General features: G+C 69.4%; 17 protein-coding genes and 1 pseudogene. 11 read left to right on the top strand and 7 right to left on the bottom strand.

Annotated elements, in window-relative coordinates; translation table 11 throughout:
• Positions 1-508 precede the first annotated feature (508 nt).
• Entirely contained in the window at positions 509-967 is a 459-nt protein-coding gene (locus tag OG624_RS38990) for a hypothetical protein (protein ID WP_033216610.1), read from the top strand.
• A gap of 89 nt (positions 968-1,056) precedes the next feature.
• On the opposite strand, the gene OG624_RS38995 is transcribed toward OG624_RS38990, so the two are convergent.
• A complete protein-coding gene (locus OG624_RS38995; protein WP_033216611.1) occupies positions 1,057-1,380 on the bottom strand; it encodes a hypothetical protein in 324 nt (107 codons plus the stop codon).
• Positions 1,377-2,360: a hypothetical protein gene (locus OG624_RS39000; RefSeq protein WP_371640573.1), complete on the bottom strand. Its 984-nt coding sequence runs from the start codon at positions 2,358-2,360 to the stop codon at positions 1,377-1,379. The genes OG624_RS38995 and OG624_RS39000 overlap by 4 nt, the downstream gene beginning before the upstream one ends.
• 435 nt (positions 2,361-2,795) lie before the next feature.
• Between OG624_RS39000 and OG624_RS39005 the strand changes: the two genes are divergently transcribed.
• From OG624_RS39005 to OG624_RS39015, 3 genes are all read left to right on the top strand, one after another.
• Entirely contained in the window at positions 2,796-3,065 is a 270-nt protein-coding gene (locus OG624_RS39005; protein WP_033216613.1) for a hypothetical protein, read from the top strand.
• 548 nt (positions 3,066-3,613) lie between these two features.
• Positions 3,614-4,054, top strand: a complete 441-nt coding sequence (locus OG624_RS39010) for a hypothetical protein (RefSeq protein ID WP_051762938.1) — start codon at positions 3,614-3,616, stop codon at positions 4,052-4,054.
• Positions 4,055-4,268: 214 nt separating this feature from the next.
• A complete protein-coding gene (locus OG624_RS39015; protein WP_063733999.1) occupies positions 4,269-4,685 on the top strand; it encodes a hypothetical protein in 417 nt (138 codons plus the stop codon).
• Between the two features lie 373 nt (positions 4,686-5,058).
• Here the strand turns inward: OG624_RS39015 and OG624_RS39020 are convergent, their stop codons facing one another.
• Positions 5,059-5,556, bottom strand: a complete 498-nt coding sequence (locus OG624_RS39020; RefSeq protein ID WP_033216615.1) for a hypothetical protein — start codon at positions 5,554-5,556, stop codon at positions 5,059-5,061.
• Between the two features lie 511 nt (positions 5,557-6,067).
• Between OG624_RS39020 and OG624_RS39025 the strand changes: the two genes are divergently transcribed.
• Together OG624_RS39025 and OG624_RS39030 are read left to right on the top strand one after the other, a co-directional pair.
• Positions 6,068-6,976 carry a MerR family transcriptional regulator gene (locus tag OG624_RS39025; RefSeq protein ID WP_033216617.1) on the top strand — a complete coding sequence of 303 codons (909 nt, stop codon included), beginning with the start codon at positions 6,068-6,070 and terminating at the stop codon, positions 6,974-6,976.
• Between the two features lie 163 nt (positions 6,977-7,139).
• Positions 7,140-7,685, top strand: a complete 546-nt coding sequence (locus tag OG624_RS39030; RefSeq protein ID WP_033216619.1) for a hypothetical protein — start codon at positions 7,140-7,142, stop codon at positions 7,683-7,685.
• A 215-nt stretch (positions 7,686-7,900) separates the two neighbouring features.
• On the opposite strand, the gene OG624_RS39035 is transcribed toward OG624_RS39030, so the two are convergent.
• Complete coding sequence (locus OG624_RS39035) at positions 7,901-8,821, bottom strand: SDR family oxidoreductase (protein ID WP_051762939.1); 921 nt, start codon at positions 8,819-8,821, stop codon at positions 7,901-7,903.
• Between the two features lie 510 nt (positions 8,822-9,331).
• On the opposite strand from OG624_RS39035, the gene OG624_RS39040 reads away from it, so the two are divergent.
• From OG624_RS39040 to OG624_RS39050, 3 genes and pseudogenes are all read left to right on the top strand, one after another.
• Positions 9,332-9,976 carry an L-threonylcarbamoyladenylate synthase gene (locus OG624_RS39040; protein ID WP_033216623.1) on the top strand — a complete coding sequence of 215 codons (645 nt, stop codon included), beginning with the start codon at positions 9,332-9,334 and terminating at the stop codon, positions 9,974-9,976.
• Between the two features lie 88 nt (positions 9,977-10,064).
• Positions 10,065-10,298: pseudogene (locus tag OG624_RS39045) on the top strand (hypothetical protein); the annotation flags it as partial.
• Positions 10,299-10,669: 371 nt separating this feature from the next.
• The gene (locus OG624_RS39050; RefSeq protein ID WP_033217207.1) at positions 10,670-11,572 is read left to right on the top strand and encodes an endonuclease/exonuclease/phosphatase family protein; all 903 of its coding nucleotides are present in this window, start codon (positions 10,670-10,672) and stop codon (positions 11,570-11,572) included.
• A 1,010-nt stretch (positions 11,573-12,582) separates the two neighbouring features.
• Here OG624_RS39050 and OG624_RS39055 read toward each other — a convergent pair.
• On the bottom strand, positions 12,583-13,287 hold the full coding sequence (locus tag OG624_RS39055) for a DUF1345 domain-containing protein (protein WP_051762940.1): 705 nt from the start codon (positions 13,285-13,287) through the stop codon (positions 12,583-12,585).
• Between the two features lie 723 nt (positions 13,288-14,010).
• Entirely contained in the window at positions 14,011-14,478 is a 468-nt protein-coding gene (locus tag OG624_RS39060) for a hypothetical protein (protein ID WP_033216630.1), read from the bottom strand.
• A 413-nt stretch (positions 14,479-14,891) separates the two neighbouring features.
• Here OG624_RS39060 and OG624_RS39065 point away from each other — a divergent pair, with 413 nt between their 5' ends.
• The gene (locus OG624_RS39065; RefSeq protein ID WP_033216632.1) at positions 14,892-15,536 is read left to right on the top strand and encodes a hypothetical protein; all 645 of its coding nucleotides are present in this window, start codon (positions 14,892-14,894) and stop codon (positions 15,534-15,536) included.
• Between the two features lie 216 nt (positions 15,537-15,752).
• Here the strand turns inward: OG624_RS39065 and OG624_RS39070 are convergent, their stop codons facing one another.
• Positions 15,753-15,905 (bottom strand): hypothetical protein, encoded by a 153-nt coding sequence (locus tag OG624_RS39070; RefSeq protein ID WP_158711765.1) that lies wholly within the window; start codon positions 15,903-15,905, stop codon positions 15,753-15,755.
• A 158-nt stretch (positions 15,906-16,063) separates the two neighbouring features.
• On the opposite strand from OG624_RS39070, the gene OG624_RS39075 reads away from it, so the two are divergent.
• Positions 16,064-17,686: a hypothetical protein gene (locus tag OG624_RS39075; protein ID WP_033216634.1), complete on the top strand. Its 1,623-nt coding sequence runs from the start codon at positions 16,064-16,066 to the stop codon at positions 17,684-17,686.
• Positions 17,687-17,760: the final 74 nt, after the last annotated feature.

The following is a 17,760-nucleotide window of genomic DNA, read 5'->3' on the forward strand; positions in this document are numbered from 1 at the left end:
AAGAACGGCCGGTTGATCCACCGTTGTCGCAGTGCCGCCCCTGCTTGCGCGGGGGCGGCCCGCCCGTTTCAGGCGGCAGCGCCAGCGTGACGTCCAGCGTCCCGTGGCTGCCCCACGCGGAGAAGGACCAGCCCGCCCACGAGTGCCCTTACCGGGACCGATGGAGCTTCCCGATGAGGGCCCTACCGGCTACCCGGGAGCGAGGGTGGTGGTGCGCCCCTCGCCCCTCGCCGTACCTGTCCAGCAGCAGCGCCCGAGGAGCGGTCAAGGGGGCCGGAGACGGCGCCGCCGATCGTCTCCGTCCTTTCGGTCTCGCACGTCGTGTACTTCTGCCGGTCCCGCACCTAACAAGCGTTTCCTTTGGTGGAAACGTGGCTATGTTGCCTGGGCTTTCGGCTACCGACTCGGGCTGAAGCAGGAACTGTGGGAGATCATGGGTAGGACGTTGGAGGCGGCTGGAGAAGCGCTGTGCTGCGCCGCGGCCATGCGTTGGGGTGGAGCCGCCCAAGTGTTGGCCGACAGGGCTGACCTGTCCGCTCGCTACGGTCCGGTGGTGGCGGGATTGGGGGCGATCGCGGCGTCTCTTGAGGGTCAGGAACTTGACAAGGGCGTGCTTGGCGGGGCCTTCAGTGCGAACTGGAACCTGGGTGCCGCATATCCGGCCGAGCTTGCGGGTCGGGCATTCTTCACAGCTTGGACTCGGGTGGTGTTCGTCGCGATCGGGCTGGCCCTGCCGAGCCGGCAGCAGCTTGTCGCTGTTCAAGGTTTGGACTGGGCTTCGGACGCGGCGGCGGCGTGGCCGTCCGACGCCCACGTCGGCTCCTCCGTGAGACTCGTCGACTTCGAGCCGGCCTGCCGGCAGAAGGCTGAGGATGAGCTCCGAAAGGGCGGGCTACCAGCACTGCGGAGGCTGACCCAGGTGCAGATCGAGCAGTACCGCCAAGCAGCGGAACGGCTCATCGGCTAGCAGCAGACCAGCTCAGAGCCCGTATCCCGGCTTGACCGCTGTAAAGCCGACAACGAGGTGCACGTTCCTTCATCAGCTAAGACGTCATCTCATTCGGTGCCGGACAGGTTCCTTGACACGAGCACAGCGAGCTGGCGCAACCGTTGGCAGTACTGGATTCCTACAGGGTCATTGATCTCAGGGATGACTCGGTCCAGGTCCTCGATGCGGCTCTGCAGGAGGCTGCTGTTCTTCGAGTCGAGAGGGCCGCTGTGGTCGAGCCAGCGAAGAACGCAGCCGGCGATGTCGAACTCGATGAGCCACACGTCTGTGCCCCCGAAGGTGGCATGTCGCAGGCTGTCGGGGAACGATCCTTGGCGGAATTCCTGCCAGAGACGATCTGTGGTCTGCACCTGCTCGGTCGATTCGCTCACTTGAGCCATCCTGCCGTAGCCGTTGAGTCGGCTTGGCGTTCGTATTCAAGCGGCGGTAGCAGACGAGGCTGCAGCGATGCCTGCGAACGCCAGGAAGTGTTCGGCCTTGCGTTCATGGCGCCGGTATAAGCGACGGCAGCCCCTGCGTCCTGTAGTGAGCTGTCGGTGAGGTGGAGGGTTTGTTGGTCTCCGGTTTGGAGGGCCGTTTTCTGTAGTGAGCTGTCGGTGACGTGGAGGGTTTGTTGGTCTCCGGTTTGGACGGCCGTTTCCTGCAGCGAGCTGTCGGTCACCTGAAGCGTTTGTTGGTCTCCCGTGTGGACGGCCGTTCCCTGTAGCCAGCTGTCGGTCACCCGCAGCGTCTGCTGATCCCCCGCATGCACGACGGCGTCGTGCAGAACCGCATGGCGGAGATCGACGGTCTGGCCGTCGCCGCTGGTCAGTTGGAGCCCGTAAATGACGCAACCCCTCAGATCCACACCGGCTGCTTCCGCCACGGCGGGGCGTGTCGAGGAGCCTTGGGCATCCGACGGCTCCTCGAGGTCCTGGAGCCGCCTCGCCTTCTCTTCGGCCGCGGTAGCGTCGTAACCTCCGATTTCCGCGAGTGCCCTGACTACCGACAACACGCTGGTGTGCCTCGCACTCGTACCTGCGACGACTCGCCGCACCGTCTCCGGGCTGATGTCGGCACTGCGCGAGTCGGCGAGAACGGCCGCGCTGATGGCCCGCACCGGGGGACTGCCGGCTGCCCGGTAGAGCTCTTGGACCTCGTTGGTGATCGCAGTCGGGGCGGCTGCGGACGATGACATGTCCGGCGAGGAAAGTGTTGTGTTCTCCGGAGCGGGCCGAAGCGCGGCCGGCCGTGCGCGCTGCGCGCTTTCCTTCTCCGAGCGACGTGCAGGTGGCGTCTCGGCCGCAGGCGAGGACGATGATGTCGCCAGGGCCACTTCGACTTCGCGGCGTCGGTTCATCCAGTCGGGCATCGCTGCCTCGCCTGCGGGTGCCCACGCCAGAACCATGGCTCGCAGAACGGTGACGGACGGAAGGCGCCTTGCACTGAGCGCGGCGTAGACACTCGATCGACCCACCCCGTACTTCGCGACGACTTGGTCGACGCCGAAGGGCTCGGGTATCTGAGAGCTCTGGGGTTTCTTGCCCTCGCCTGGCTCCGGGATGTCTGTCCTGTACTCCCGCGGCGGAGCGGAATCTCGCAGTCGGCGCAGGTCGGAGGCGAACGCCTCCAGCGGCTTGGATCGATCCAACGGACGCGAACGAGGCATCGACTACCCCTCAGTAATCCCTGGTTGTCCCGCTTAGGCCAAGAATACCGGTGCGGGTCGCGCAGTTTGGTGGAGTTGCCGAAGGCGCCCTTTCGGCGGCCACTGCGCCGTCACTGACCAGTGGAAAGAGGATCTCTCATGTCCTTCGACAAGCAGCTCGACAACCCCGCGCTCAACGCCCCCGAGACCGCTCCTCGCTGGCGGCGGGTGACTCTTCCCGTTCCACCGGTGAGCAAGCTGGTGCAGGACGGCCGCCTCACGTCGAGGCTGGGGACGGTCGCCGGCTCGGGCCTCGGCGTGTGGATCGCGACCGGTCACACACAGGGTGACGTCACCTGGGCGACGGTGGCGGTCGCACTGGCGGCGATCGCAGCGGACGCCGTCCGCAGGTGCAGGTGTGCCGGCTGATCGCCGCGACATAATCGCGGGGCTCAGCGCCCCGGAATGCCACAGCGCTGCGCGGCCGCCCTTCGATCTCGCCGCAGGGCGGCACCCCGCACTGTCGCCGGCTCACCGGCGAAACAGCACCTTCAGACCCTAGCTCCCGGGTCTGGAAGCTGACCGACACCCGCCTGCCCGCCGGGTCGTGCCCGGCGGGCAGGCCGCGCCGTTGTCCCCGGCCGGGCGCACCACGGCCCGCTGCGAACCACTGAACTGCCCCTCTCTGAGCCACAGAGACCTGCGAACGGCCGCTGCTGCTCAGCCCCGCGCCCAGTGGGACTGCGGCCAGCGGTACGTCACCCGGATACGCGGGGTCTGGCCGCCCCGGTACCAGAAATGAGGAGCAGGAGCAGAAGCAGGCTATGCCCGAGCATGAGGACGGCGGATGGCACCCCCGCTTCCGTCTTGGGCAAGCCCCTTGGGGGCCAGGCGCCGCAGCGTTTGTTGTGGTCGGTATTGAGAGGTTGCCGGGGTCCTGGTGCGCGGGGTGGTGCCCGGGCAGGTAGTTTGCTCGGGTGAGTCTCCTTGATGATGTGGCCGAGCGCGATGGCTGGCGCTGCTGGGTATGTGACGAACCGGTCGACCCTGACGAGTCGGTGAACGATCCGCGGGGGCCCAGTGTGGACAGCCGGACCGCCGACCGGAAGGCCAAGGTCGCCGAGCGGCTTGCGCACCGCGGGTGCAACACCCGCAAGGGTGCGGTCAAGGTGGTCATCGCCTGGCCGGAGCGCCTGTACGTGGTCGAACCCGCGCCGCTGATCACCGTTGCCGAGAGGCTGGAGCGCAAGGGCGGCCGCGAGATGGTGGGCCGTTGCCCCACCAGGAAGGACGCCCAGGAGGCGGCGGACTGGCTGGTGGACCGCTTCTCCCGACTGGTGCCAGGGCTGCCGGTGACCGCCGACATCCAGGCCGGCGGCGGCCAGTTCCTCGTCATCCTGGCCACCGGCCGCCGCTGACCGGGGATCACTTGGGCACACGAGCGTCGAGACGGTGGCCATCTGGGCATCCATCGCTGCCAAGCCTGGCCAACGAGCGTGCGCGGGGGGAGCACCTGTTCGCTCATCCGCACCCCTCGCGCGCGACAGCGGCCGGCGGGGTGGCTGAGCGGCCAGATCGGCCACCACGAATCCGATTGGGACCGCCCGCGGACGACACGTACTGTGTCGAGCCATGTGCTACCACGCGTTCAACGGCGCCTTCCGGCACTACGTGTGCGTCTCATGCCGGCTCGCCTTCAAGGGCAGCGCGTGGCCGATCCGGAAGCGTATCTGTACCAGCTGCCGTGAGCAGCTCGCCTTCGCCGGCTACGACTTCGCCGCGCCTCGACGACGCGACAAGAAGGCTTGGTCTGTCGTTGCGGCCGTGCTCGCGGAGGGGCTGACCTACGATCACCGCCCGGGTTGCGGCTGCTCGCGGCTCCCCTCGTTCCGGCCCAGGACCCAGGCGCAGGTGCGTGTCCGGCGACGCGCGGCCGAGCGGCTGGGCCTCCCTCTGTCGGTGACCCTCGCACGTCGTGACGCCTTCACCCCGGAGATCCGCGACGAGCAGCCGCCCTCGTCATCGGCCGGGAAGCGCGACACAACCTGAGCGTCGTGCCCACGACGGCGCGACCGGGACTGTCCTGGTGGCCGAAGGCTCCGCCTTGGATGAGGATGAGCAAGCCGATGGCCGTCGGCACCACGGGGAGCAGGATGTGGCCCCAGCGGACGAGGGCCTCGGCGATGACGGGTCGGGTGGCGAAGAACCTGCCCGTCAAGCACCGCACGGCCACGGCGATTCTGGTAGGGGCGCCCCGGGACCGCCCTTCGAACGAACCTTGATGCGATCCCTGACCACGGCCGTTTGCTGACCGGCGCCTGGTTGTCGATCATGCGCCGTGCGGCCGCAGGGGACACGGACGGCCCGGCGCGGTGAACTCCCGGTCCCGCTCTGGGCCAGGGCGGGGAGCGGGACAGCTTGTCTAGGCGTCGGGTGGTGTCCATCGCTTGATGATGTCGGGCAGAGCGTACGGTGCCGGCCATACCTGGAGTCGAATCTCCTCCATGTCCTCGGGCTCGTCCTCACAGTCGGGGTCGGGGAAGGCCGCTGCTTCGAGATTCCGCCGAGACGTTCGGACGCGGGTCCATCCGGCGGGCATGTCGAAGCGTGCTGCGTCGGGGCCGTAGTCGGTGCAGCCCAGTACGACCATGCGTCCCGAGGCCAGGTTGAGACTGGCCTCGACGACGTGGTCGAAGTCGTCGCTGTCGTCGTCCGGCCGGCCCGTGAGGAGGTCGATGGTGACGTCGACGGTTACGTTGACAGCCGTGCCGATGGCCAGGGCGTGTTCGGCGACGCCGAGCCCGTGCAGGACGGCCTGGTCGGTCCACACGTCACCGATGCCCGTCTCGGTTGCCTCGGAGACGTCGTCCAGAACGTGGATCTGGAAGTAGTCCGCGAAGAGCTCAAGGTTTGTCGCCACGCAGGCATCATCGCCGCTGCCCGTGAAGGGCGGCACTCCGGAACGGTGCTCGGCCCCACTCGGTAGGACCTCGACCAGCCCCGGCGGCTGCGGTTGCCGATCAGGGCAGTGTCCTGTTCAGTCAGCCCGTGCCGATGTGGCGTGCATGCGTGCGGGGGTGCGTGGGTGGGGCCCGGGGCCCAGAACGCTTTGGAGCCAGCAGTACTCCCGGGCCGCCCCCCGCCCCTCGCCTGCCGTACGGCCCGCCGTTCCCTGATGCGCGGACCGCCCCGAGACGTAGGCCGGCGCCGCCGTGTTCCGTGTGACCCTGCCGCGTCGGGAAGCGCGGTGCGGGGTACTCGGTGAACTCGTCCTGGGCTGCGGCCGGCTGGACCTGGCGATGGTTCGGGTCGCGGAGAGGGGCATGCGCCTCCTGGCACGGATGCCGGGCGGAGTGCCTGGAGTTGCACCTTCCGTAGCGGCATGTGGTCCGGTGGACCCACGTCCCGCCCCCCAGAGGAAGGCCCTGCCCATGTATTCGTCCTTCGTTCCGCCGCGCCAGGTCAGGATCGGTGACGCGGCGGCCTTCGTGGGCACCACACCGCGGGCGATCCGTCATTACCACGAGATCGGCCTGCTCCCCGAGCCCGAGCGGGGCAGTGACGGCCGCCGCCGCTACGGCTACGAAGACATGATCCGGCTCCTGTGGATCCGCAAGACGGCCGACGCCGGGATCGCCCTGGACGACATCCGTGACGCCTTCGCCGACACGGCATCCGCCGGTGCCGACAGCGACCACGACATCGCGGGCGTCCTGGAACGGCTGGAGGAAACCCTCGTCGCCCAGGAAGCGGAACTGCGGCGGCAACGGACTGCCGTGCGGCGCATGCGCACCGAAGGCAGCCGGATGGGCCTGCTCTCCGACCTCGTCACCAGCCGCCTCACGAACCTGCCCGAGGGCTCCGTGCGCCGGGCGGACCTGGACAGCCTGCTGGTCACCGAGCGCATCTTCGGCCCGCTCGGTGCGGCCCTCCAGGCCACCCGCTTCATCGCCCTGGCCACCCACTCGGATCTGCGGGAGGAGTCCGACCGCGTCGATGCCGCCGAGGAGGCACTCGATGACACGGTCGCGGTCGATGACCCCCGCGTGGCCCAGGTGGCTGCCGAACGGCACGCCTTCGAGGAGGTGTTGCAGGCAGTCATCGAGGACTCCGATCTGGCGCAGAGCGACGATGCGCTCCTCGACTCCTGGGACGCTTCGCACCCCGCCACCGCACACGAGGGTGACGGTGAGGGCGAGGCCGGCCGAAGCTCTGGCAGGGGGCAAGGATCCATGAGCGCATTCGAAGCCACCGGAAAGATGCCCTACGACTTCTCCCCGGCCCGCATACGCTGCATGGAATTGGCCGGAGAGATCGCCGCCCACGAATCCCCCGCATGAGTGGAAGGCCTTCTCCCAAGTGCCGGCGGCGGCTCACATCCACAGCCGATTGTGGGCGCTCTTCCACGATCCGAAGTGTTCGGGCGGGGCCATCCATCGCGTCTCGGTGTGGTACTTGGGCGCGATCGTGTCGATCGGCGGCGGAGCGCTATGCTCCGCGTCTGTGGAAGACATCGACATACGACAGCCTCAGCAGGCCCAGCTCACGGGCGAGGTCGTCCTGCGGTTCACGGGCAGCGTGGAGAAGAGCGAGCTCCGGGAGGGGCTGAAGGCCGCAGGAACGTTTCGGCGACTGCGTTGGCTCGCTGCCGCAGGCGCGCTCTTCATCGCGCTCCTGGGCGTGCGCGTCGACGCCGAGGGCGGCTCGGTCAACATCGGCCTCATCGCCTCGGCCGTCGTCTACGCGACCGTGTTCGCCCTGGTCGCGCCCCGGAGGATCGTCACGCATGCCCTGCGGGCCCAGCGGGCCCACGAGGGCGCGGACTGCTTCGTCGACGGCACGGGCATCGCGGCTGTCCTCGACGGCGTGGAGATCAAACGCCTGGGCTGGGACGAGATGACGCGGTATCACGAGACCCCGAGCCTCTACACCGTCGTGGGCAGGACCGGCCGCAAGACCTGGGCGATGGTCCTGCCCAAACGCCTGCTGACCGCACCCGACGCCGAACTCCTCGGCGCGGTCCTCGATTCCCGGCTGCGCCGCGGCTAGGTTCCGTCGCCACCTTCACGCCCCGGTCACCGTGGCGGGGAACGCGGCCCGCGCGGAGCTGTCCGCGACCCTGGCCCGGTTCGCCACCCACCTGCAGATGCACCGAGGCCCGATGCTCGCCCACTCCGGCGACCCCACATCGGCACCACCCACGCCCGCGCCGAGCTGCGGCTCCCCGGCCGCCCCGGCTCCCGGCCGCCCGGACCGCAGCCGGCTCAAGAGCCCCAGGGAGGCTTGTGGGCGTTCCAGTCGGCGAGGCCTCCGGCCCCCAGGACGGTCGCGTCGGCAGCCAGTTCGCCGCGCGCGGGGGTACGTAGCTCGCGTCGGGCGATGCGGGCCACGATCGGCGGGAAGAGCGGCCGCAACGGCTGGCACCACCGCAGCCAGGGCGGCGCGTAGACGGAGAGGGAGCGGCGCGTGATCCCCTCCGCGAGCCATTCGGCGACCTGCTCGGGAGAACGGACCCGACGGGCGAACCGGGGCTGGTGGCGGCGCAGGGCCCGTAGTACGGGGAGCGCGTCGAGGCCGCTGATCATGTCGGTGCCGGTCCAGTGGACGTAGGCGATCCCGACTCCGACACCGTCGGGCTCCACCTCGCCGCGCAACGCCAGGGCGAAGGACTCGACGCCCGCCTTGGAGGCGCAGTAGGCGCTCATCATGGGGGAGGAGCCCAGCGCGGCGGTGGAGGCGACCTGCAGGAAGTAGCCACGCGTGCGGGTCAGCTGGGGGAGGAAGGCCCTGGCGGTGTTGGCGGATCCGGTGAGGTTGACGTCGATGACACGCTGCCACAGTTCCGGCGCCGTACGGTCGAAGGGCCCGCCGACGGCGATGCCGGCATTGGCGGCGACCACGCTGGCCGGTCCCAGCACCTCCTCCACGTGCCGGGCGGCCGCGTGCAGTGCCGCGTTGTCGGTGACGTCGCTCTCGACGCACACGCTCCGGTTCGGCAGCGTCCTCGCCGTCGCCTGCAAGGACGCCTCCTCGCGGCCCAGCAGAGCCACGGACATTCCCGCCTCGGACAGGTTCCGTGCCAGTGCCGCCCCGATCCCGCGCGCGGCGCCGGTCACGACCGCGACCCTTCCCCGCAGCGGGGTGCCGGGATGACGGTGCCTGCCGGGCATGGACAAGTCGAGCATCGAGCCCCTCGTTCCTCGTGCGGGCAGAGCCCGTCGGTGCGGTCCCGGCATCGCGCGGACCGCACCGCCTCTCTAACAGTCCGAAGCCTCGTAGCCTGCGCACCCCTGCACCAGGGCACCCGTGTCACTCCGGGTGGCGTACACCGAGGGGACCCACGTCATCCCCAGGTGACGGCGCGCTCGCCTCATGCGAGCGAGCACAGGTCCTCGTAGCCAAGGCGCGCCGCCCGGGCCTGTGCGGCACACGCCCCCGGCGCGGCGGGGAAGCGGGCCAGGTCCGTGATCGGCGCGCGCCCAGGGACCGACAGCAGCAGCCGGCCGGTCAGACCGGGCCCAAACCGCAGCGCGTACACCTCCCTCTGCCGCCAGGCGGGGGCGTGCGTCAACGCGGTGGCAGGGCCCGCGCTCCCATGACTCGGACGATGAGGCGGAAGTGGGTGGCCGTGCCGGTAGCCTGCCGGGGTGAGCCGGCAGGCGCGGGACGAGCGCCCGGCGGGATGGAGGACGGACATGGCCCTTCGATATGACTGCTCGACGGCGTCAGGCCGGGGCGACGGGTTGCGCGAGGCCGCGTCGGCGGTGCGCCGGGGTGAGCTGGTGGTGCTGCCGACGGACACCGTCTACGGCATCGGGGCGGACGCCTTCGACCGCGACGCCGTGGAGGGGCTGCTGAATGCCAAGGGCCGGGACCGGGCCATGCCCTCCCCGGTACTGGTCGCGTCCCCGGACGCCTTGCACGACCTGGTCACGGACCTCACCCAGGAGGGTTGGGACCTGGTGGAGGCGTTCTGGCCGGGCGGCCTGACTCTGGTCGCCCGCCACCAGCCGTCGCTGACCTGGGATCTCGGGGAGACCCACGGCACGGTCGCGGTTCGGATGCCGTCCCATCCGGTGGCTCTTGAACTGCTCGCCGCGACGGGGCCGATGGCGGTCTCCTCCGCCAACCTGACCGGGCACCCGTCCCCGCAGGACTGCGACGCCGCCCACGGCATGCTCGGCGACTCGGTCGCCGTCTACCTCGACGGCGGGCGCACCGAGGCTGCCATCGCCTCCTCGATCGTGGACCTCACCGGGCCGGTCCCGGTCCTCAAGCGCGCGGGCGCGATCAGCGCCGAGATCCTGCGCAAGGTCGTACCCGACCTCAAGGAGTCGTGACCTCCGGAGACAGGGCCGTCCTGCCGCTGTGGCCCTAGGCTCCGAGCCCCGACCGGCGCACCCGCGTACGCGGTCAGCGCGTTGGACTGTCACTGCCGAGCACATACGCCACACCGTCGGCCTCCTCCTGGACCGCTCCCGTTCCCGCGTCCTCGCCGAGCAGGTCGGCACCGGCCCGGTGGCCGTGGTCGGCCTGTCCTACCACCTGGCCGATGGCAGCGCCCGGGTTGTCACCACCCGCTGCCTGCCACCGGAAGCGGCCGCCCGAACAGGGCGGATGCCACCACTGCCGGGGTGGTCGTTCCTGCCAGGCCGGAGCTGATGGGCCTGCGTGCCGGTGTGCGGGCGGGCCCGCGCGCGGAGCCTCTTCACCCGCCGGTCAGAGCGACGGAAGCGGGCTCCGCTCCGCATGCCTGGCCGTCCGGGCCACGGTAGGCCGGCGTGTATGGGGAACCGGAGCGAGGGTGGCGGCCCGACTGCGCCCGCCGAGCCGCCGCGGTGCCTTTGACGGCGTCGGGCGTGCCGGTTCCCGTTGTTCGGTGATCCGCTTGATCTTCTGCGCAGCCTAGAGCAACTCTTCGTATGGCCCCGGCGCGCGCGTCGTTGCCGGCGGGTAGCGGGTTTGCGTAGCGCCGAAATTCCTGCCGCACTGCCCAAGCTCACGAGTAGTCGCCCTCACACTTCAGTGTGATGATGTGCGTCCACTCCGGGGAGGCGATCGTGCTGAGAAGGGGCGCGTGGTGGGCCGCGGCCGCGATGACCGCGGTCTGCCTGGTGCTGCTCCATGGCGCCGGCGCACCGAGCGGTGGCCTTCCCCTTGCCAGGCCGCTGCCGTCCCATGCTGCCGAAGCGGTCATGGGGGACCGGGTCGGCACGTGGAACATTTGCAATCCGTGCGGGAGCGGGAACGACTTCGGCCGGGCGACGGAGATCGCCACGTACGCGCCGCAGGTCATCGGCCTGCAGGAGGCCTGCGTTCGTGACGTCGAGCGGATCCGCCGATACCTGGAGGAGGCCTACGGGCTGGTCTACCGGGTCGAGTACGGGACCGTCCTGCGGAACTGGAACCGGTGCGGGGGACTGCCGTGGCGGCCGGGCGGCTACGGCCAGGCGATCCTCTCGGCGGCGCCGATGACGGACCGGGTGAGCGTCGAATACCCCGTCGGCGGCTCCGAGGACCGCGGTTACCTTGCCGTCACCACGCTGGTGGGCGGTCGGCCCGTCCGCGTCTTCAACACTCACCTCGCCGAGCGCAGGCAGGGCGAGGTCCGGGCGGACCAGATCGAGGTACTCGCTGCGGAAGTCGCTCGCCACGACCGTGCGATCGTCCTCGGCGACTTCAACGCCGCGCCGCACGCGCCCGAACTCGCCCCGATGTGGGCCCTGGCCCCGGACACAGACCCCGGCTGCCGCCCCTCGACCACCGATGCCGACACGGACGCCTGCACGGCGACCACCGACTGGGACAGCAAGTTCGACTACGTGTTCCTGCGCGGCATCACCCCGCGCACACACCACGTCCGCCCCAGCCTCTACTCGGACCATCATCTGCTGTACACCGACCTGAACGACGGTGTATCGCCCGATCCCCGCTGAAGGCTCCCAAGAAGCTCCTGGTGGGACGGGGGGACGGTGGATTTCGGTGACGCGCACGCCGGAGCGGTGGGCGTCCTGGTCGGCGGCGGTGAGCCGGGGCCGGTGTACTTCGACGTCGGGAGCGGTTCGGACGTGCCGTCGACGACGCACTGGTCGGGCTACGACGGCCGGTACCGTCGTAAGCCTGCGGAGGCCTTGCGGGCGGAGTGCGCGTGCGGATGGCGCGGCGCAGCCGAGTACCCGCTGGACCGGGCGACGGTCGGCGACCGGCCCCTGTACGAAGCGGACGTCGACCTACCGGACCGCTCGCCGACTGGACCGCGCACCTGTCCGTGGTCCGCGAGGCGGCCGTGCCGCTGCCCGATCCCTTGACCGCGCTCCTGGTGGAGATGGCCGAGCGGCTGAACGCCACGGCCGCGGACGCGCCGCCGGCCGCGCTGCGCGCCGCCGATGTGCTGGAGCGGATGGCGGCCCGGGACGACCTCCGCCAAGGCCCTGGTCATGCTCCTGACCGCGCAGGACAGGTGACACCGCGTGCGTGTCACGACATCGGCCCTGTCGGCGTTCGGGTTCGCCGCAGCGCAGCGCGGTCCGCGGGCTGGGTATTGGACGACGCTCAGTGTGGTGTTGCGGCGGGCCGAGCCCTGCATCCTGCCGGCTATGCTGCGGCTGTCGGAGACGCGCTCGTGCACGGCCCGTAGGCCGCAGCCGTCATGGGCATGCTCGGCAGCGCCTTGAGCGCAATGATCCGCGACAGGATCTGTGAACTGGATCGAGCGACCGATCCACCGCTCGGCGCCAGACCCCATCATGTCCCCCGACCACAGGCCGATCTGTCCGGTCGCGTCAAGCGCCGCGACGAGGACATCGACGCCGGCCCGGCACGCCTGACCGAAGCATTGGCCCATGACAGCACCCTCGCTCCTGACCAGCCGGCCACCTGTAGCCCTGCGCGGCCCCTCGACAGCTCACGGACGCGGCACGGCGCCACGGACCTCCGTCGGGCCATCTCAGGCGAGGACGTTCACGGCCCGGGCGACGACGAGTCCAAGGATCATGAGGGAAAGGATGGACTGGAGGGTCATGACGCTCTTGGCCCATGGTGCAAGTGGCATGACGTCGGTGGGGCTCAACGCGGTGGAATTGGTGAACCCGAGGTAGAGGTAGTCGATGTAGTGCGGGCGCCAGTGCGGGGCGTTCAGTTCGGGGCTGAGCTGTTGGGGAAAGGCGAGCGCCGGAGTGGGTGGCATGTGGTGGGCCCGGGCGGCCGGTCCGCCGCTGTCGAGTTCGAAGTAGAGGAGGGAGAAGGCGAGAACGGTGGAGGACCAGACGCTGCCGCCGGCCAGCAGGAGGGCATTGGCGGAGTTCGTCTCGTGTCCGCCGTGGATCAGGTCGTCGATCAGTTGGATCGTCGACCAGATGGCACTACCCACGAGCACCACAACCAGGGCCACCGCCACCGAGCGCAGGACGGTGGAACGGCGGCTGATCCGGCCCGGGTCTCCCGAGATCAGCGCCACCAGTAGGAGCCCCTCGGCGAGGGGGAGCGCCCATCGGGGCCCGAGGCGTAGGTCGTCGGGCAGAAGCAGGGTGAGGACCGCCGAAGCGATGACCGCCGCGGCCATCGGCCAGCGGCTCTCGGTGCGGACAGCAGACCTCGGCCCCGGCTCGCGCGGGCTCGTACGGTCCGTGTCGGAAGGGTTCTGTCCGGTCACGGTCGATTACTTCCCGGGCCTGGTGGCAGCTCAGATCGCATGTGCCGCCGAGCTCATACGACGTCGGCGTTGCGGATGATGTCGGTCACCCCTGGTGTCGGATGCATGTGCCGCTCCTCGCAGGTGAAGGTGTACAAGGCGGCTGCCTCGACGACCGTGCCGGGGAACGCTCGCCCCGCATGACGCGGCGCTGGACCCTGGATCCACCGTAGACCGGGGTGATCAAGGCCCGCGGCCGACACGCTCCGCGTTCACACGCCCGCCGAAGCGACAGACCGTACGGTGCTGACCGAGTCGTCGGGATACCGCCCGTGTCCAAGTGCGGTGACGCGTCCCCGCAGCATCGGCACACCAGACGCCGGCCACCACCGCGCGTGCGCCGGCACCGTTGAGGACCTCGCAAGGGCTTCAGCATCAAGGGCACACCTCTCTGGAGCCGGCGTTTGCCGCGGCCGCCCCGTAGGGCTTCGGCCAGTGGGACCCCGACGACCTTGAAGGCGAAGACGTCCGGTCGCTTCCACCGGCCGCCTCTCCGTCATCTCCTTCGCCAACGGGCCGCTGCGCCACCTGTCCGTCCTGGGGAGCGTCTGGCTCGGCCAAGCCCTGGCCACCGCCCCAAACGTGCCGACGGCGCGCATGCCGCACGCCGGCGGCACGTTCGGCGAGGGCCGCACAGCCGGGCTGGGGCCATCGGGCAGACGCGACGGCCTGAGCTGCCGAGGTTCAGATATGGGCCCGGATTTGCTTCACCGGATGGCCGAGTCGGTCCGCCAGCGCCCTCAGTTCGTCTTCGCTGAACCAGAGGCGTTCGGGGTTCCAGATGGCGATCTCGAAGCGGGCGAATCCACACGGCCAGTCGTAATCCAGCACATCCAGAGTGGTTGATCCGCCACAGCACGGGACCTCGATCGCGAGTGTGGTGAACCCGTCGTCGCAGTGAGCCTCAAGGAGGTCGCCCCACCACTCCGTGTCGATGTCTGCCTGGCACAAGGGGCAACCGATCCTTTCCAGGTTGCCGCCGCAGTCAACAGCGGTCAGCACGTCGTGCCACGTCACGTCGATCTCCACGTCCAGGCCGTCGGCAACCTCGGGAGTCAGCTCCTCGACGAGCGCGATCACGCGATCAACCGCATCGCGATCCGGCTGCCACCGCGGATTACTCGGAATGATCGACAGGACGTCCTCGCTCATCGCTTCCCCACCTCGTCAGGACACTGCAACGTCGCGACGGGATGCTATCGATCGCACGTTCTGATGCTGCACCGCGCCCTGGACCCGATCCCCGACACGGGGGCTGTGAGGCGTTCCTGGAACTCTGCAGCATTCCAAAGCCGGCCCAGCAGCATCGGATGATCCTGGAACCCGCCGACCCCCGTTCTTGGTTCTCGGTTCTGGCACACATTCCGTGAGGGCGATCACCAGATGCTTGCTCGAACGCGGCATTGTTGCTGACGGGGGTCATGCAGGCGTTCGGTCCTCTGAAGTGGCCGAACCTCCCGTGCGAACATCAGACTCCCGGCATCGCGATCGGGGCCGCTCACGCTTCACTCACCTCGATGTCGGTGAACCTTGAGGGATGTGCACGCAGAACGTGGAAGGCATCGATGACACCGCTGGACCTACTGGTCAAGCAGCACGCGGCCCCGGTGATGAAAGCAGCCGGCTTCAAGAAGTCCGGCCGCGCCTTCCGCCTCACTGCCGGCAACGGTGATCAAGCCATTCTCGGGCTCGCCCGTCACTACATAGACCCTGATGCGGCCGTCTTCGAGGTCGGCTACCGCATCGTGCCGGCGCCGTACTGGGAGTGGATTGACCGGCACTCAGCCATCGGGAAAGCACGAGCCCCCATCGCTTTCGGGCCCGCAGTGCTGGCAGGCAATGCGATTCCGCCGCCTCACGCAGCGCACGCTCCGGATTCCGTGACGTCGTTTCGCGAGCGCTGGGCCCTGCGCGAGGACAACGGCCTCAGCTGCGGCGAGGCGCTGGCGACGGTTCTACGCGACGAGGCCATCCCGCAGATCGTCCACCTTCTCGATCGAAGCAATCTCCTGCAGGAGTGCCGCCACCCAGTGCTGCCAGTGGTGCGACTCGTGCCGCTCACGAGAGTGGAGATCCTCCTTAGGGTCGATGACGCTTCGCATGAGGAGATCGAAACTCTGCTGGCCAACGTGCAGTTGACCAGCCCGCAAGACGACTTCATCACCTGGACGCGCCAACGACTGACAGCTCGCAACAGCACAGCCGATTGAGCGGGCGTCAGCTGACAAGATCGAGCCGGTGCCACACGATCACCTGGAAGGGGACCGGGGGCGATCTCCTTGCCAGGCTTCTCAAGGATCAGGCCTACGCCTCGACGGTTCTGGCTTCATAGGGGCGGCGGTGAGGAGCACTCGCCCGGCACCGTCGATGCGGTGCCGGGCGGCGTGGGTGTCGTTCCCTCAGCGGGTGGGCCGCGTCCCTGTCGGTTACTGGTGGGTGTTGCGGGTTCGGTCGTTCCGGTTGCGGGCGCGGGCTCGGATCTTCTTGGCTAGGTATCCGGTCCCGGCGACGAGGGCGGCGGCGATGACGTTGCCGAGGATGTCGTGGCCGAGGAATGCGTACAGCGTGGACAGGCTCATGGCGTTCTCCCCTGGTGGCGGAACCGGTTGCGGTGAGGAGAGAGTCGTCGTCGCGGGTCTGTCCATGGGTGGGCGAAGGGCGTTTCGCCTGTTGGGAGGGGGTTCGAGCGTGGTCATCGGATGGTCGGGGTTGGACGGCACGGTGGGGGAGGGGTGCGGTGTCGCCGCAGCGTGAGATCGACGAGGAGACGGCGGCCGGCCGGCTTGCCCTGTTCCTGGTGGCGTTGACCGGGGGCACGCCGGTGCGGGAGCTGGCCGACCGGTTCGGCCGGAGCAGTTCCAGCTGGGGGAACTACCTCAACGGCTCGCAGCTCGTACCCAAGCCTTTGGTCGGGAAGCTCGTGGAGGCCTTCACCCCGCCCGGCGTCCGCCGCAACACCGCCTCGGTCCGGGCGCTGGAGTTGTGGAAGGCAGCCGACGCCGAACGCCGTGCCGGGCGTATCCCGGGTGGCGGGGAGTTGGTGCGCCAGCACCAGCGGCGCGACGACGCGCTGCAGCAGGTCGTCAAGTACCAGGCGCTCGCGGCGAACGCGGAGAAGCACCTCGCGGAGCTGCGGCCCATGCTCGCCTTCACCCAGAGCCGGCTGGAGAATGCCGAGCTCCAGCTGAAGCTCGGTAGCGAACGCGAGCGGGCGCGGGTGGAGTGCCGGCTCGGTCAGGCCAAGGAGCGCCTGAGCCGGGTCCGGGTGCAGCAGGAGCGGGCCCGCACCCGAAGGATGACGGCGGAGGAGCAGCAGGAGTTCTGGATGGCCGAAGTTCTGGTCGCGCAGGAGGAGATCAGCCGGCTGGAACGCGAAGCACAGGACCTCGTGGTCATCCCGCCCGGCTCCCTCGAACCGGTCCGCATCGAGACCGACGATGCGGTGGACGACTCCGACTTCGAAGCCCGCCTGGAGCACATCACCGCCGAAGGCCTCCACGACGACGCGCTCATCGAAGAAGACCTCCAACCCACTCCCGCGGTACCTGACGCCGGGCCCCGGGTACTCCTCGTCGATGAAGACCTTGTCCAACCCCTGTCCAACACGGAAGGGGTCCCCGAGCAGCAGCACCCTGCCCGCCCCGCCGGCCATGACGACCCGACCGCGGCAGCCCGCGGTGTCCAACTCGCGTCCAAAGTGGCGTTGGACAAGCCCCTCACCAGCCGCGACGTTGAACGGCACGCCTCGGACCCTCCGCTGAAGTCGCAGCGTGCGCAAGCGCAGCGATCGCGCGTCCCGGGAGAAGAGGGAACAGCTGACGGATCGCTTCCTGTCCCGGAGACACGGCGTCTCCGGGTCGGCACACGGGCGGCGATCCGGCTAGGGCTGCTGGAACAGGTGGACGAGGTGACGCCCGGCGCAGCAGCCGGCGCGACCACCGAGCGCACCCCGGCACCGGCGGACCTCTGGCTCGACCACGACGCCGGCACACCACTCGGCGCTGTCCTCCGCTCACCCGGCATTGCCGTCCTCGGGCTCACCCGTGCAGCACAACGGGCAACGACGGACCCGGCCCTGCTGCTCAGGATCTGTGCAGGCCTGGGCGTACTGGGCCTGAGTGTCTTCCTGTACTGGATCGGCCAGGGCGTGGCCGCCGAACGAGACAGCGGGGGCAAGCGCCTCGCCGACGCGGTCGTGGGCCTCGCCTACTGCCTCCCAACGCTGTACGGGGGTCTGAGGCTGATGAAGATGCCGAACAGACCCGCATGGATCCTGGCCGCAGGCATCCAACTCACCTGGTCGGTTCTGCTGATCTTCGATCTGTTCCCCTGGACAGCTCCCAGCTTCGGGAGCAAGTAGGGGTACCGGTCCGACCACCGCCCTCAGGCCATCAATGCATCAGCCGGACACAACGACGGATGACGACAATCCCG

The sequence above is a fragment of the Streptomyces virginiae genome (assembly GCF_041432505.1).
Taxonomy (GTDB): Bacteria; Actinomycetota; Actinomycetes; order Streptomycetales; family Streptomycetaceae; genus Streptomyces; species Streptomyces virginiae_A.